Below are 16,057 nucleotides of genomic sequence, written 5' to 3' on the forward strand. Positions count from 1 at the left end.
ACCTATTTTTCTGTATTGTTTTTTTATCCACATTAATGAATACGCTTTCATTAATTACTTTAAAATACATATATAGCAATAATTATTCATACTATAACAGCTGATAATCTCTTGATGGTGCCAGTTACTATCTTTGCATAAAAATAGCAACTACCTACTTTAATTGCTCTTGAATAGCAGTGCAAAAAAATTAACTTGGATAAATTAAAAAGGATTTTTTACAATAATAGCTTTCGCAAATAGTAGAGAACCATAAAAATAACCTCAGAAACCATTATGATTTCTGAGGTTATTTTTTATTGAGGTGTTTTCGCTAAAATTTGTGCTAAAACACGAGCTGCATCTAATAAAGCTGTACGATCAAAAGTCATTTTCGGGTGATGTAAACCAGGAGAAAGATTAGCTCCTATACCAATCATCGCCGCTTTTAACTGTGGTTTTTTAACTGTATAAAAATGGAAATCATCTGCGCCCGGTGTATGAATTTCCGGTGCTAAATATGGCTCACCTAATACTTCAATAATCGCTTCTTTAGCCATAGCTGTAGCATCAGCAGACACTTCTGCTCCTGGTGTGAAATCATAAAAACGCCAAGTAATATCACTATTAAACTGTTGTGAAATGGCTGTTAATCCACGCTCAATAGCTATTTTCATATCATTTAATAACTGATTGCTTTGAGCACGAATATCCATTTCGAACACGGCACCGCCAGGTATAATATTTGTACTACCACCATCTGCAATAATTTTTGTTAGTTTTGCTGAATGTGGTTCAAATGGCGAGAAATGTAAACTGTGTATCATTTGGTTTACAGCCATGATTAGATCGATTGCATTATTTCCTTGATGTGGCCTAGCGCCATGAGCATCATCGCCTTTTATAATTCCTTCTAAGAAATACGCTGCTCCATGATGAATAGCAGGTGCTATTTTACCTAAAGGAAGTTCTTCAATGGGTCTTAAATGGACACCAAATAAATGAGATACATCATCGACTGCCCCATGTTCAAAAGCAGCAACAGCACCGTTCCCTAGTTCTTCAGCTGGTTGGAATATAAAGCGGACTTTATGCGTTAGTTTTTGTTGGCGTAAATGTAATAATGCACCTAAAACCATTGTAATATTGGCATCATGTCCACATGAATGATTGGCTTGCCATACACCATCAACTTCCTGCCAAAGAGCATCTATATCAGCTCGTACAGCAACAACCTCATCGCCTTCGCCTATTTCCGCAACAAGACCCGGTACATCGCCGAATAAGCGATATGGAATAGCAAGTTCCTCCATGATTGAGGCAATTTTTTTCGTCGTTTCGAACTCTTTCCAACTTACTTCTGGATTCGCATGGAAATGATCGAACCAGGCAACTATTTGTTCATCAATTAACATATTTACACCTCATACATTTCTTACTTTTATGTGCGCTTTCTCGAATTGCGCGCAGCGGTAATTTGATTTCTAAAATTAGAAAATTTATTATCTCCAATTAACATCATAATCTGAATCATCGTAAATGGTAAGAAAACACGCTTGCGATACGCAATATATTTTGGCGACCAACTATTAGCATAGTTTTCTTTCGTATCTTGCATATCATGTTGATAACGTGGTTCCTGTCCATCTACTAGTATTTGAGCAGCAATCTTTTCAGAAACACCAGCATATTTGGATACACCGACATGTTTCATATAGGTCATACCAACATTAATACGGCTGTATCCTTCTTCTTTTGCTGATAGTAGTATATTCGTCAATAAATAATCCATTGCTTGTTGCGGTAATTCTGAGTGCATAGAACGCAATACACTAATTGAGATTGTTTCCATATGGTCGTAATATGGCGTCAAATTTGCAAATGCTACTATTTGATGTTCTCTATTGCGAATAATTGCTATAGAGCTATGATTCAACGTATTTTCATCTAAAAATATTTGCGTCGATTGATTTTCATATTTACGCCATTTTTTAGAAAGCTCGTCCAATTGTAAAGCAAATTCATGCGTAAATGGGGCTTTTAACAATTCATACTGATAACCCGCTTCCGCCATCTCAGTCGAAATACGTTCGAATTTAAATTTCGAAAAATCGTCCATAAATTCTCCCTTTATATCAACATACCCCTCTTCACCTAATCGAAAGAAATTGTAGCCATAACCATATAAATAAGGAATAAATTGATCGCTAACTTCATAGAAAACAGGTGTATAACCATATAAATCTGCGAAATCAATGAATTCCTCTACCGCTTTTTTAAAATGTTGTTGTTCACCAATCAAATCGCCGAGAACGATTAATTTATCTGCGGATACTCTATACGGAAATAGCACGGTGCGTTCCGTATTCCAAAAAACAAATTGTTCCTCATATTGTATGAAATTGGTCAATTCTTTGCCACCATATCTTTGAATATGTTCGATTACTTCCAATTGAATACTTGCCATCGATGTTTTTTTAAATTGTGCGCGACGACGCATCCATCCTTCTACGATTACAACTATAATAATGACTGCGATACCGATGGCGGCACTTCTAAATAGATCTCCAGAGTCAGTAATGAGCAAGGCTTGAATTTTATCCGATAGCTTAAATGCTGAATCTTCATGCGCTAAAATGCCCAATATAAGGTAACCGACTATAATCATACCAATGATCACTGTATTTAAAATACTACGTCCCCATGTTTCAACATAGCTTTTGCGATAAAAACGATTTTTTGATAAATAGAGCAACACTGCTATGAATAACATAAAGAGAGCTTGACGATATTGTACCCCTTTTAAAATAAAAAGTGCTGCAGCAAAAATGAGTACAAACAAGGTTAACTTAAAGGAGCGCTTATCCTTATACGAAATACCATTTGATAATGCTAATAATAAAAAGCCTGTTATAACAGAAATCTGATGCGACATATTGACAAAGGGCAAGGTCATAATTTCACGTACATATTTTAGCTTTTCTACTGCTCCTGGTGCTGCTGATGAAATCAATAACGCCATTCCCGCTAAAAACACCAATGCTGTCGAGACAATATGCGTTGTTTTTTCAAGTAGAGCATTCGGAATTTTATTGTACCCAACATTAAAGGAACCCCAGATATCTCTGATGAAGAGTAAAAGACCTGCAATAAATGGAATTACATAATAGCCGATGCGATAAAATAAAAGTAGAACTAACACGGATTCAGATGGGATATTCAAACTTGTAGCTCCCCAAATGAATACAAGGTCAAAGGAACCTAATCCACCCGGAATCATGCTGACAATTCCAGCCGCTGAAGCGATGACAAATGTCGGCCATAGTTCAATTAGAGCAACATCGATATGCAATAATTTCGTTAAAATAACGAGCATACAAAAAGCACCTAACCATTCAATAACGGACACGCCAATTAATGCAAAGTCACCGAGTATTTGCTTACCAGTTGCTTTTTTTCTATAAAATTGAATAGCAGCCTTTACAAAAAGGAAGGGCGTATATAAGCCAATAAAACCAGCCACTGCCAATAAAAATGGATGCTCAGCAAACAGTTTTAAATCCCAGAAGAAAAGAAGTAATAAATCAGCAAATAATGAAATACCAGCTAAATAATACAGCGTAACAGAAGCAATCATTTTAAAAAATGTTGTATTATCCATTTCTGGTTTTTTGAAGTAATGCGTTCGCAATAATACCCCTACTAAACCACCAAAACCAATTAAATTTGAAAAAGAATTGATAATTAAAGATTCTTTTAATAAGCGTTTGATCGGTATTTTTAATTGAAGTTTCTTTACGATGAAATAATCATAGAAAAACATAGGGAAAGCTAAAATCAGTGGAATGATTGCAATTAAAGCTAAGGTTCTTACATCGATAGCACCCAGCTCACTGGCAATTTTCTCACCGTTTGCTTCTTTTATAATTTTCCCGATTTCATGGATTGCAAAGAGCATTAATAGAATTGGTAATATTATTTTCAACCACTGAAAAATTTTCGTACGATTTACTTTCACTCTTCTCACCCACTCAAAATTTACTTATAGTAACTACTATACAGTTATGACGAAAAAAATGCTCTTGTCGTTCGCTATTTTTATACTATTTAATTTTTCTGGCTATGTAATTTTGGCATTTAAAAAGCCTTTAATCTACTGGAGATCAAAGGCTTTTCCGTTTATGCTCGTACAGCGTCTTCTACTAGATCTTTCTTAACGGTGATTTTAATTTCAGCAAGCGTATATAATTCTAGCAAATCTTGCTTCGTTAATTCCGGTAAGATGGAACTTAAATCTCGAAGTAATACATTTTTTCTTCTACTATATTCAATATCATTTTGCGGCATTGGTACATCGCTCATAATATTGAGTAGTAAATCGTCTGCTGAAATTTTTAAAGCTTGGCTTAAACGTACAATCCATTTTGCTGAAGGCACGCTTTCCCCCACCTCCCAGCTCTTAATACGACTTGCCGAAGTGCCAATTTCTTTTGCTAAAGACAACATCGAATGATTACTTAACTCACGCAATAATTTTAACTGTTCACCAAAAGCATATTGATCAAACATAATTACTCCCCCTTTCTTATTTAAGTTCAAAATTTAACAGGTGAATTGATAGGATATAAATATGTAGTAAAAAACACTAATGAACCCCATTCCCCAACAGTCTCATTATTATATTTTCCTAAATAAGCAAAAATATGCATATGTCATTTTTACAGTTTTTATTCCTTAAATAGAATTATAATATACTTTTGAAGAAAATAACGCATTTTTCGATTATTTTTTTATTTTTTTCGAAATTTTATAAAAAAGACATGAAGTTTGTTTGTGCATAAATAAATTTTTTCCCTCATAATACAATTAAAGGAGGTACGTCTAGATGAATAAACGTACATTAATAATAGCTATTTCTTCCATTTTTGCATTGGTACTACTCATTGGAGGCTATTTTATTTTGACGCATGAAAAAAATAATAATGCCCAAGAAAAAATTGCTCAACAATGGATTTCTTCTTTAAAAAATCAAGAGTTTGAGCAAATAGCTACTTTAACAACAGCAAGTTCATTAAAAAAACAAAATTATTCCGCCGAAGAATTAACGGCTAAATATACGACTATTTTTTCTGGCCTAGGTGTTGAAAAAGTAAAAATTTCTAATATTCATGTCGAAAATATGGTACTTACGTATTCGATGCAACTCCATACAACCATCGGCAAAACAACAAAATTTAACTATAGAGCAAAAATCGTAAAAGAAGATGTTGATTATAAAATTGCCTGGCAACCTAATCTAATCTTCCCAAATATGAAGGCTACAGACAAGATATCATTGTCTAATAAAGCTGCAATACGAGGCAGTATAGTCGATGCCAATAATATGGCTTTGGCTACACAACAAAAAGCATTCCAGGCAGGAATTATTCCAAAGGAACTGGGGAATGGAGCAGAACGAAAAAAAAATATAGCAGCCATTTCTCGCTTTTTAGACATGCCTGTCACAACAATTGAAGCTCATTTAAATAAAGCTTGGGTAAAAGAATTTTTATTCGTACCGTTAAAAGTTGTAGCAGATGAAGATGTGCGCAAAGTAACTGGATTGCAATATAAAGCGACTGAAACACGCTATTATCCACTTGGAGAGGCCGCGGCAAACTTAATTGGTTACACTGGTAAAGTAACAGCCGAAGACATCAAGAAAAAGCCATCTCTAAACACCGAAGCGATCATTGGTAAAGCGGGGCTTGAGCGTGCATATGATGCACAACTGCGTGGTATGGATGGTGGTACCATTTCTTTAACTGATGAAGCTGGTAAAGTGAAGGACGTGCTCTTAAAATCTGAAGTGGAAAATGGCCAAACGATCAAATTAACCATCGATGCATTCATACAAAAAAGGGCCTATCATGATTTAGAAAAAGCTGCTGGTTCAAATGTCATTATGCAGCCAAAGACCGGTGCTTTAATAGCACTCGTATCAAAGCCATCATTTGATCCTAATCAAATGGTTCGCGGTATTTCACAAAAGGCATATGATCAATATGCCAATAACAAAAACAATCCGTTCATGAGTCGCTTTGCTCAACGATATGCTCCTGGTTCAACGATGAAAGCTATTACAGCAGCAGTTGGTTTAGATAGCGGCATATTAACAACCAAAACACAGCGGAAAATTTCTGGGTTACAGTGGCAAAAAAATGCTTCTTGGGGTAAATATAAAGTAACGCGTGTCACGGCCAATCCGGTAGTTGACTTTGAGATGGCACTCGTCGAATCAGATAATATTTTCTTTGCTCAAGAAGGCTTAGCACTCGGAGAGAAAAAACTGCGTGCAGGTTTTGAAAAATTTGGTTTTGGACAAGACTATGATTTACCATTTGCAATGGAACCAGCTCAAATTTCTAGCGACAAAAAATTTAATAATGATATATTATTAGCAGATACAGCGTATGGACAAGGACAGCTATTGATGTCACCTATCCAACAAGCTGTCGCTTATAGTGCCTTTGCTAATGATGGTAAAATTGTGCGTCCACATATTATATATGGGGAAAAATCAGTAACTTCTCAGGCTGCTTCTAAAAAAGCGATCAACCAAGTGAATACTGCCTTGAAAAAAGTCGTATCGAGTAAAAAAGGAACAGCTCATTTATTAGCAAGTAATCAATATACACTTGCTGCAAAAACAGGGACCGCTGAATTAAAACTTGAACAAGGTACAGAAGGTATTCAAAATAGTTTCCTCATGGTATTTGATGCACAAAAGAAAAATTATATAAGTGTTTCAGTTGTAGAAAATCATAAAAAAACTGGTTCAACAGCCACTGAATTGGCAAAAGATTTGATTCCAGAGCTAGAAAAACTGACATATAATGAAAAATAAGGGGTCGATTTTTATGTTACCGAAAATGGTTGTTTTAGATTTAGATGGTACAACTTTAAACAATAAAAAAGAATTGGAACCAGCATTAGCGCATTATTTACAAAAGCTGCGACAATCAGGTGTACTTGTTTGTGTAGCAACTGGACGTACCATGCTAGAAATGAATCTATCGCTCGACGCACATTTCCAATGGGATGGCATCATCAATTCGAATGGCATGAGCGTCACGCTTGAGGGTGAGGAAATTTCACGCCATTCGATTCATCCTTATACCGTTGAAAAATTGATTGAAGCCTCACTTGCTCGTGATATTCATCACGAAATCCATCATCACGATGGTTCGACGACAGCAAAAATTTCACCTTTGCGTGATCGTGCGCATGAATTGACCGTTCATGGTTATTTTAGACCGAAATGGACTGAAGAAATTGTCACTGACAATGTCGAAAAAATATTATTCTTCAAAAGTGAAGTAGATGAAATTGCCATGTGGATGACAGAATTAGTGGAATTAGAAAAAATCTTGGCTTTTAATGCAGCCATTTCAGCACCCGACCTCATTGATATTAGTGGTAAATTAATAACGAAAGCGACAGGTACAAACGAAATTCTGGACCGTGTTGGCTTAGAGTTTTTTGATATTATTGCTTTTGGCGACGGCGGTAATGATTTACCCTTATTCAAAAAAGCAGGTCGTTCAGTAGCGATGCAAAATGCGCCAGATTGGGTGAAATCACAAGCGACTGAAGTGACAAAATATACAAATGATGAACAAGGTTTACTCATTCATCTCCAAGAAATTTATGGTGAACTAACTAACTAAAAAATGACCTCGACAATCAATTTGATTGTTGAGGTCATTTCATTTTTCAAAACTGATTTTTGGCAATTACTCTCATGTTAAAGAGTACGATGACATGGTAAGCTATATAGAGCATTCACGATTAATTATTATTAATTGGAGGGTTTAATTTGAAAGCAGTCATTTTTGATTTTGATGGGACAATCGTCGATACCGAAACACTTTGGGTTGACGTTTATCAAGAAATTATTAAAGAAAAGTACAATGTTTCCATACCAATAAGTATTTTTGAAGCATGTGTCGGTACAGTTGATGATGCACTTTACGACTATTTAGTGACATTTGTAGATGCGACTATTACACGCCAGCAACTTTCGCCTATTGCAGAAAAAAATGTCGACAAAAAGCTATGTGAATTAATGCCACGTCAAGGAGTCATTGAACTTTTAACTTCTTTACGCGATAGTGGCTACCGTTTAGCAATCGCTTCTGGAAGTCAGCGGAAATGGATAGATTTATTTTTGAAACAGCATCATTTAAATACTTATTTTGAAGAAATTTGCTGTGCTGATGACGTGGAAAATGTTAAACCACATCCAGATATCTATTTAGCTACTCTTCAAGCATTAAACTTACAACCAGAACAATGTTTTGCCATAGAGGATTCAATTAACGGCTCGCTTGCAGCATTATCAGCTAAAATACTGTGCTATATCGTTCCAAATGAAGTGACCAAACATTCAACTTTTCCACAAGGAACTATTCGCGTAAACTATTTTTCTGATATTCCGCATCGAGCACACTAGTAACAGGAGTGTTCACCATGCAATTTACACATGTATCAAAAGTTGATTTTCGTATTAAAATTGCGCAATACGGCGCCTACTCATGTATAGCATTGAGTAGTATTTTATTTTTTTCATTATCAAAAAAATTCTCCATTCTTTTTTTGATTTTCATACTTCTAGCTCTATTGGCACTAAAAAAGGGACTCGCCCTCTTTTCACTTTATTTATATCGCCATGAAATCGCTCATGCTACACAAAATTTCAAATTCAACAAGTCGACTAATTATTCACCGTACAAGCGTGAAGAATTACTCTATTTAGAAATTCGAGAAGCATTGCAAATACATAATTATTACTTATTACTTTTGAATGGTGATGGTGAAATTATTCTGCAACTAACAGCAGCACAAAGAAAAAAACTACCCAAACAATTAACGGGTTTTTACATCAAACAAAAGGGTCAATATTATGAACTTTTCCCGTCTAATTAGTAACTAAAAATAGCGGATAAAACACTGAAAAAAAAAGTGTTTTATCCGCTATTTTATTTACCATAAATTCGGTTTAACAACCATTAACCATAACATAATCAACAATAAAACAGTATAAATCCAGACGGCTAGACGTAATTTTTTTACGAAGCTAGACTGCTGAAATTTTGATGTACCAAATGTGCGAATTGTTGGCTTAAAGGCACGTGCTAAATAGACGACTGAAATAACTAGTAACACAATTGTGGTAAGTACCCATGAAGTCTGAAATTGCCACGGTCCAAACCACACAGCAAACACCCCAAAGACAACAAGAACATGCCCCGCATGCTTCACCACTGTAATACCTGCTTGAAACGCATTGACATACGCGCCAAAAGCATCCATATTTGATGTTTTTTCCATTTTACGTAAAATAGGAAACAGCACAAAAAATGGTCCAATTGATATAATGGCGCTAATTACATGAATATAAATGATTGTAGAATATAACATCAAAACCCCTCTTTTTCCCTGCTCTCGTCACTATTATAACGAAGAAAGAGACTAATTGGGTATCGTAATAATCATCATATATGACAATTCATATCACGTGACTTCTCACAATAAGCTATGTTAAAATCCTTTAAAGTCTTTGTTAAGCCTTCGTAAATCAACGTTTTTCCATTCAATTATGGGGTATATTATAAGTAGAATAGAAAGAGAGAGTTAGGAGAGGATTAATATGGGTATACACAAATTTTTCACTAGTTTAAATGATTTAGAAAGAATAAATCGTGCACCAGGACGTTTCAAATTTGAAGAACATAATGTTGCTGCACACTCATGGAAAGTCTCACAGTATGCGATGTTTTTCGCAACACTAGAGGAGATGAAAGGTGCAAGGATCGATTGGAAAATATTATATGAGAAAACTATTAATCATGATTATGGTGAAATATTTATCGGCGATATTAAGACGCCAGTCAAGCATGCTTCACCCGAACTGAAGTCTATGATCGCAACAGTTGAAGAAAAAATGGTTGAGAATTTCATTGATATGGAAATACCAGAAGAGTTTAAAGCGGTATTCAAAAATCGAATGAAAGAAGGAAAAGACAGCACAATTGAAGGTCGCCTACTAGAATTAAGTGATAAACTAGATCAGTTTTATGAATCATTTGCAGAATTAAAACGCGGTAACACTGACTTTGAATTCGTAAATATGTATCAAATAGCCTTGAAGAAAATTTTAGAGATCCCTCTACCTACTAGTGTAGATTATTTCAAAAATACAATGCTTCGAGATGTTATGAATGAAAATACAACGATTGATTTAACTGAATTAACAAAAGAAGTAATAAAGGACGCGTAGCAAAGATGCTACTCGCTTTTTTTTTATACATTTTTTAAATCACTTTATTTGCATACAATTCATTTGTGTCGTATAGTAATAAGACAAGCTGCATTGTTCGTAATAATATTAAGTTTTAACCTTTAAGCTGTAATAGGGAGTTTTAGATTGAGCAAGGATTGGCAAGCCTCTAAGCTAAGAGGACATACATGAATTACTCTGCGAACACCCACTTTTAGAAGTGGTGGTTTAAAACTTTCAATATTAAGAAGTTACGGCATACGCGGCTTTATTATTTTTTATAATCAACGTGAATAACGTTTTTAACATCTACCTACTAGGTAGATGTTTTTTTGTTTCTATCGAAAAGTTGAAGAGATTTTCTTCTTTATGAAAGAATTATTGATGAAATTAACTCATTTGAGAAAAAATAAAACACGCATCAATTAAGAGATGCGTGTGAAAATTTCAGGGATATGATTTTAAGATCAACTAACAGACAACAAGTAAATTAACATTAAAATGGCCGACTTCGCACACTTAAATGACACGCCTTTTCATTCACCCAAATTTACAAGAATTTTGTTATTCTACTGTTTGCCTATTATCATAATTATTATGAATAAGCTATTTCTCTAGTATTGCTATTATTTTGGTGAAGCCTTTTTCTTGCGCATAATCTAAAGCAGTTTTACCTGATTGATCACGCAATGCCTTATCTGCATGATGATCTACTAATTCTTGGACGATTTGTTGATACACTTTTGAACCATCATTTAAGGCTACCGCTTCGATTAATGCTGTGTAACCAAAATTATTTTGATGATTTATATCTACGCTACCATCTGCTAAAAGAATTTTCACATTGTTTAAATGTCCTTTTTCAGCTGCCGGTATTAAGGTGTTACCACCGTAACGATTTACTATTTTTTGATTGGGTTTCGCATTTTCAATCATATATTGTAAAATCTCTGCTCTTCCTTCAGCACCAGCAAATAAATAGGGACTATCAGAAATAGTGTCTTGCTTATTAATATCCGCTCCCGCATCAATTAATAATTTTGACATAATCGGATGATTGCCATGTACAGCAATAAGCAATGGAGTTTCTCCTTTTTTATTTGTTTCATCAATTGAATAAGATTGATCTTCTAAAACTTCTCGAACGCTTGTAACATCATTATTTTCAACTGCTTTTATAAGATCTCCCGGCTGTGATTTCATCGTCGATTTCTCCTTTGTTTCAATCTTTTCTACTGGTTCCTTTACCTCAACAGACCCTGTTTTTTCAACTGCTTCTGTTTTCTCTATTTTTTCATTTTGTTCTACCTTATCAGTATCATTCGAACATCCTGCTACGACTAATAAGGAACTAATCATAATTCCTATAAAATATTTCATATAAACAATCCTTTCACAGGGTGACCCTTAGCTATTATAACGATAGCCGCTGCCCCAAATTGTTTCTATTGGCAACTCTGATAATTTACCCTTTTTTAATTTTTCTCGAATACGGCCCACATGTACAACGACCGTGAAAACATCACCATTTAAATCATCCATATACCATAGTTGACGGAAAAGCTGTTCCTTTGTCCAGACACGATTTGGATGTTCCATAAAAAATACAAGTAAATCAAATTCCTTCGTTGTAAAAATTACTTCTTCATTTAATACAAACACTTTACGCGCCGCTTTATCCACTCTAATAGCATTCATTTCTATTAGATCCTGTTGTTCTGTACCTGTCAGCTGTTTGTAGCGTTTGATATGAGCTTGTATACGCGCAACAAGCTCACTTGGGCTAAATGGCTTTGTCATATAATCATCTGCACCAAGGCCAAGTGCTCTAATTTTATCAAAGTCTTCTTTTTTAGCTGATACAATCATCATCGGGATATTTTTCTTTTCCCGAATACGTCGGCAAATTTCAAAACCATTCATTGAAGGCAACATTAAATCAATAACAATTAAATCAAAAGGTTCACTTAATGCACGATTTAGTCCCTCCACTCCATCCATGACAATTTCTGCTGCGATATGATTGATTTCCAAATAATCTCTTTGCAATTCGGCAATACTAATATCATCTTCTATAATCAGTATGCGTGAGTTCATCTTGTCGCTGTCACATCCCCTATGCTTTATCCACTACAATTACAACTGTTGTACCATCATTTAATTCACTGTGAATCATCACTTGACCATGATGTTTTTCAATAATTTGCTTCACTATAGCTAAACCTAAACCACTGCCACCAGTTGTCGAAGTACGTGCTTCTTCACCACGATAAAAATGATCAAAAACATAGGGTAGCTGTAATGCTGAAATCCCCTCACCGTTATCTTGAATTGTGATTTGCACTTTTTGGTCTATAACCTCAACTTTTATCATTATCACTAAAGCTTCATTTTTCTTTTTAAATTTCATACTATTTTCAATTAAATTTGAAATTGCACGATTCATTTGCAGACGATCAATATTCACATAAACATCTTGATGCGCCTGTATTATAAATTGAACATTTTTTGTGTACAATTTAAACTCCTCTACTATATGAGATAGAAAATCTACAACTTGTAATCGTTCAAAATAAAACGGAACAGCTTCTGCATCTAATTTTGAATATAAAAAAAGCTCTTCTATTAATTTATTCAGCGCAAGCGAACGAGAATGAATCGTTTTTAAATACTTTTCTCTTTTTTCTGGTGATTCAGCAACACCATCTAATAATCCTTCCACATAACCTATGATTGATGTCATGGGTGTTTTTAAATCATGGGAAATGCTAGCAATCAACTCTTTACGATTATTTTCAAGATTCTTCTGCTCTTTAATTGATGCAATTAGTGCTTGTTGCATGCTCTGAAAATCTTGTGTGAGTTCAGTTACTTCTTTTGCTGTATTTGTAGGTATGGTTGGTGTTTTAATTTCCAAATCACCATCGCTCATTTTAGACATAACCCGACCTAAATTTTCTAAGGGTTTAATAATCGTTTTTCGCAAAAGTTGTGTAGACAATAACATTGCTGCAATAGATATGAGTACAATTAATAAGATGATGAGGAAGCCCCATTTTGTAAGAAATTCTAATAAACTATTTTCTTTTTTCAAAACAAGAATACTACCTTTTGATTTGTCGCTATAATAAAAATCAAATTTCATATATCGGTAAAATCCACCATCATTATCAATTGTCCCCTTCGTCTCAATATTATTTGTATTAAAACTTGGAAAATGAGCAATTAATGATTTTTCTACTAGATTCTCCGAGTAATAGACAATCTCATCATTTTGACGAATTACAACACCAAGTGATTGATTATCCAATTTTTGTAATTCTTTATACCTCGCTGTTGACAGAAGTTCATCTGGCTCCGTCTTCGCAATATTACGTAATTCTACATAGGCCATTTCTTCTTCCGGACTAAGGGAACGTTGATTTGTAAATGATTGATATAAGATTTTTGGTGTTGGAATTGAACCCGTTATAATATAAAAAGTAATACATAAAATCGTGAGAATGGAGAGACTTGCAATGACGATACCACCAAAATATGAAATTAAAAATCTATTTTTGATTGTCATTTTTTCTCCCTTCTCACATTTCATTAAGTTTTGCTACGATTAATGATTAAAAGTAAATGATGGTTTAAAATCACCGGTATAAGGTGTATGTTCGACGAATATTGTAATATCTTTATTTTGATCGTCTTTACCTACACGTTTGTATGTGAATTTTTTATCATTTAATTCTGTAATTTCTAATACAGCACCATACTTATTATCACCGATGGATACATGTGCACGTACTTTATTGTGATCTAGTACATCAAAGTAACCAAAATCACCACGACTCTTTCCACTAGTTATGTCGAAAAATTCATATTGATTTGTACCTTCTTCAAATTTCGCGATACTTAAGAAATTTTCATTAAATTTTGTTACATCCTTACCTTCTTCATCCACAGCTTTTGTACCTTGCCATAATGTTTTACCAAGAATGAAATCACCGTTTTCAGTCGTATTAATATCACCGGTAGTCGTTGTTAGTGCTTCATTAGTATTAGTGAATTCAAGTTCTTTTTCAGTATACGGTTTATGTTCAACAAATACCTCTATGTCTTTCCCTTTTGCATCTTTACCTATGCGTTTATATGTGAACACATCTTTATTTAGTTCCGTCATTTCAACAACTGCTTGGTATTTTTTTGTCGCTGAAATTAGGATGCGTTTTGTACCATCATTTGTAATAAAGAATGTCCCTTCATCACCACGTGTTTTCCCTGTTTTGGCATCGAAAAACTCATACTGACCTGTTTGTGAATCATATTTTGCCAAACCAATGAAATCTGTATTCTCTTTCGTTAAATCATTTTGATCTTTATCATAAACGCGCGTTCCTTGCCAATTTGTATCATTTAAAACATGCGCCATTTTTTGACCTTTTGTTAATTGTTCAGTCTTTTCATTTTCAACCTGTTGACTTTTTTCTGTTGAATTCATTGTTTCATTTTTTGATGTTTCCCCACAAGCTGCTAGTAATGTAATTGAACTGAAAATTGCTAGTGAAGCGAATTTTATACTTTTTTTCATTATGATTTCTCTCCTTTATGATTTGCTTAATTTTAAGTATGAAGGATAATTCTAAACACCCTATATCTTAAATATAAACAAATTATAAATTCAAAAAACACCTTTCATTGAAAATGTATGATGTACAATACCCTGTTTCAATGAAAGGTGCTCTATTTATCTAAAAATCAATTCGTCATTCGCCCACTAAACCATCATGATCGTTATCTCGCATATATGGGTATAACCAATGGTCTTTTGTAATCGGCATTGCATAGCCAGCAGCTTTTGCTTCTGCGATTGTCACCATACCATTCCCATTTATATCCACACTAGCGATATCATTTTTCGTGTTTTTATTTGAGGATTTTGAAGTTGATGTACTCCCTGAAGGTTTTTGTGTAGTTAACCCCATTTCAGCATTTGCCTGATCTGGGTTACCATTCCTGAAAGTATCGACTACTTTATTACCTCTGATCGTATACGTATATTTATATGTTGATGGAATTTGTGTTTTTTTATTTGGATAGGTAATAATCGCTTCAAAATCAGTAGCTGTACCTGCATCTCGTATTACTCTTTCCATATAAGCCTGATCACCATGTCGGTTAAGTGTACTATCTTGTGGTGTAATATTGTAGGCATTGGACACTCCACCAAGTGAATCTGCAATAATATGCCCTTCATCTAAATCTGAGCGCTCTACGCCAGGAACTTTTGCTTCATCAGAATAATATCTTCCCGTAGATGTAACCGGTTCGCGTTTATCATTTTGCAGGATGATTTTATCTGCAATTACGCGTACTAATTGACCATATTCATTCGTGAATGCCCAATATTGACGCTTACCAAAACCAATATTAACGACGACATTCGCTTCACGGTGTCCCGATAAATTACCACCAGCTACTTGAATTAATTTGTACCCAGCAAATATATCTTTTTTCTCTGTTGTTGATTTATCCACTATTTTTTTTTGTGGTTGTGCTTCTAGTTCTTTTTCTATGCCAGAGTCTTCTTCTACCTTCGCCTTCTCTGATTTTGTTTCTTGTAATGAGATTGTTTCATCTTCAATTGATGTTACTTCATTATTTGTACAACCCGTTACTACTAAAAGAGCTAATAGCACAATCACGTAATTCCATTTCTTCATCATCGCGTAATACTCCTCTATTTAATATTCTTCATATAAGTATCTAGTT

The 16,057-nt window shown here is 34.4% G+C and carries 14 protein-coding genes and 1 other RNA gene; 6 read left to right on the forward strand and 9 right to left on the reverse strand.

All coding sequences use genetic code 11. The features are described from left to right. Positions 1–296 precede the first annotated feature (296 nt). The 3 genes from DEX24_RS02355 to DEX24_RS02365 form a co-directional block, all read right to left on the reverse strand. Positions 297–1,394 (reverse strand): amidohydrolase, encoded by a 1,098-nt coding sequence (locus tag DEX24_RS02355; RefSeq protein ID WP_109304797.1) that lies wholly within the window; start codon positions 1,392–1,394, stop codon positions 297–299. Positions 1,395–1,420: 26 nt separating this feature from the next. Continuing rightward, positions 1,421–3,997: a bifunctional lysylphosphatidylglycerol flippase/synthetase MprF gene (gene mprF, locus DEX24_RS02360; RefSeq protein WP_109304798.1), complete on the reverse strand. Its 2,577-nt coding sequence runs from the start codon at positions 3,995–3,997 to the stop codon at positions 1,421–1,423. Positions 3,998–4,158: 161 nt separating this feature from the next. Then, positions 4,159–4,548, reverse strand: a complete 390-nt coding sequence (locus DEX24_RS02365) for a helix-turn-helix domain-containing protein (RefSeq protein ID WP_109304799.1) — start codon at positions 4,546–4,548, stop codon at positions 4,159–4,161. Between the two features lie 316 nt (positions 4,549–4,864). Between DEX24_RS02365 and pbp4 the strand changes: the two genes are divergently transcribed. The 4 genes from pbp4 to DEX24_RS02385 all read left to right on the forward strand — a co-directional run bounded on the left by pbp4 (position 4,865) and on the right by DEX24_RS02385 (position 8,946). After that, on the forward strand, positions 4,865–6,865 hold the full coding sequence (gene pbp4 / locus DEX24_RS02370) for a penicillin-binding protein PBP4(5) (protein ID WP_109304800.1): 2,001 nt from the start codon (positions 4,865–4,867) through the stop codon (positions 6,863–6,865). Between the two features lie 13 nt (positions 6,866–6,878). Beyond that, a complete protein-coding gene (locus tag DEX24_RS02375) occupies positions 6,879–7,688 on the forward strand; it encodes a Cof-type HAD-IIB family hydrolase (protein WP_170112809.1) in 810 nt (269 codons plus the stop codon). Positions 7,689–7,837: 149 nt separating this feature from the next. Next, positions 7,838–8,473, forward strand: a complete 636-nt coding sequence (locus tag DEX24_RS02380) for an HAD family hydrolase (protein ID WP_170112810.1) — start codon at positions 7,838–7,840, stop codon at positions 8,471–8,473. 17 nt (positions 8,474–8,490) lie between these two features. Then, on the forward strand, positions 8,491–8,946 hold the full coding sequence (locus DEX24_RS02385; protein WP_109304803.1) for a hypothetical protein: 456 nt from the start codon (positions 8,491–8,493) through the stop codon (positions 8,944–8,946). 57 nt (positions 8,947–9,003) lie between these two features. On the opposite strand, the gene DEX24_RS02390 is transcribed toward DEX24_RS02385, so the two are convergent. Then, entirely contained in the window at positions 9,004–9,441 is a 438-nt protein-coding gene (locus DEX24_RS02390; protein WP_109304804.1) for a hypothetical protein, read from the reverse strand. A 229-nt stretch (positions 9,442–9,670) separates the two neighbouring features. Between DEX24_RS02390 and DEX24_RS02395 the strand changes: the two genes are divergently transcribed. Together DEX24_RS02395 and ssrS are read left to right on the forward strand one after the other, a co-directional pair. Further along, complete coding sequence (locus DEX24_RS02395; protein WP_109304805.1) at positions 9,671–10,300, forward strand: HD domain-containing protein; 630 nt, start codon at positions 9,671–9,673, stop codon at positions 10,298–10,300. Between the two features lie 82 nt (positions 10,301–10,382). Next, a non-coding RNA gene (gene ssrS, locus DEX24_RS02400) (6S RNA) lies at positions 10,383–10,573 on the forward strand. Positions 10,574–10,906: 333 nt separating this feature from the next. Here the strand turns inward: ssrS and DEX24_RS02405 are convergent. The 5 genes from DEX24_RS02405 to DEX24_RS02425 all read right to left on the reverse strand — a co-directional run bounded on the left by DEX24_RS02405 (position 10,907) and on the right by DEX24_RS02425 (position 16,011). Then, complete coding sequence (locus tag DEX24_RS02405) at positions 10,907–11,680, reverse strand: ankyrin repeat domain-containing protein (RefSeq protein WP_109304806.1); 774 nt, start codon at positions 11,678–11,680, stop codon at positions 10,907–10,909. A gap of 27 nt (positions 11,681–11,707) precedes the next feature. After that, on the reverse strand, positions 11,708–12,397 hold the full coding sequence (locus DEX24_RS02410) for a response regulator transcription factor (RefSeq protein ID WP_109304807.1): 690 nt from the start codon (positions 12,395–12,397) through the stop codon (positions 11,708–11,710). A 19-nt stretch (positions 12,398–12,416) separates the two neighbouring features. Continuing rightward, positions 12,417–13,868, reverse strand: coding sequence for a sensor histidine kinase (locus DEX24_RS02415; RefSeq protein WP_109304808.1), 1,452 nt, complete (start codon positions 13,866–13,868; stop codon positions 12,417–12,419). A gap of 39 nt (positions 13,869–13,907) precedes the next feature. Continuing rightward, the gene (locus DEX24_RS02420) at positions 13,908–14,876 is read right to left on the reverse strand and encodes a DUF4822 domain-containing protein (RefSeq protein ID WP_109304809.1); all 969 of its coding nucleotides are present in this window, start codon (positions 14,874–14,876) and stop codon (positions 13,908–13,910) included. A gap of 175 nt (positions 14,877–15,051) precedes the next feature. Beyond that, the gene (locus DEX24_RS02425) at positions 15,052–16,011 is read right to left on the reverse strand and encodes a DNA/RNA non-specific endonuclease (RefSeq protein ID WP_186819585.1); all 960 of its coding nucleotides are present in this window, start codon (positions 16,009–16,011) and stop codon (positions 15,052–15,054) included. Positions 16,012–16,057: the final 46 nt, after the last annotated feature.

It is taken from the genome of Kurthia sibirica, assembly GCF_003143975.1.
GTDB classification, from domain to species: Bacteria; Bacillota; Bacilli; order Bacillales_A; family Planococcaceae; genus Kurthia; species Kurthia sibirica.

Excerpts from the sequence above, each read along its gene's own strand:
- DEX24_RS02410 (WP_109304807.1), bottom strand. The coding sequence starts at position 12,397 with ATGAACTCACGCATACTGATTATAGAAGATGATATTAGTATTGCCGAA.
- DEX24_RS02390 (WP_109304804.1), bottom strand. The coding sequence starts at position 9,441 with ATGTTATATTCTACAATCATTTATATTCATGTAATTAGCGCCATTATA.
- DEX24_RS02385 (WP_109304803.1), top strand. The coding sequence starts at position 8,491 with ATGCAATTTACACATGTATCAAAAGTTGATTTTCGTATTAAAATTGCG.
- DEX24_RS02415 (WP_109304808.1), bottom strand. The coding sequence starts at position 13,868 with ATGACAATCAAAAATAGATTTTTAATTTCATATTTTGGTGGTATCGTC.
- DEX24_RS02365 (WP_109304799.1), bottom strand. The coding sequence starts at position 4,548 with ATGTTTGATCAATATGCTTTTGGTGAACAGTTAAAATTATTGCGTGAG.
- DEX24_RS02420 (WP_109304809.1), bottom strand. The coding sequence starts at position 14,876 with ATGAAAAAAAGTATAAAATTCGCTTCACTAGCAATTTTCAGTTCAATT.
- DEX24_RS02395 (WP_109304805.1), top strand. The coding sequence starts at position 9,671 with ATGGGTATACACAAATTTTTCACTAGTTTAAATGATTTAGAAAGAATA.
- DEX24_RS02425 (WP_186819585.1), bottom strand. The coding sequence starts at position 16,011 with ATGATGAAGAAATGGAATTACGTGATTGTGCTATTAGCTCTTTTAGTA.
- pbp4 (WP_109304800.1), top strand. The coding sequence starts at position 4,865 with ATGAATAAACGTACATTAATAATAGCTATTTCTTCCATTTTTGCATTG.
- DEX24_RS02405 (WP_109304806.1), bottom strand. The coding sequence starts at position 11,680 with ATGAAATATTTTATAGGAATTATGATTAGTTCCTTATTAGTCGTAGCA.
- DEX24_RS02355 (WP_109304797.1), bottom strand. The coding sequence starts at position 1,394 with ATGTTAATTGATGAACAAATAGTTGCCTGGTTCGATCATTTCCATGCG.
- DEX24_RS02375 (WP_170112809.1), top strand. The coding sequence starts at position 6,879 with ATGTTACCGAAAATGGTTGTTTTAGATTTAGATGGTACAACTTTAAAC.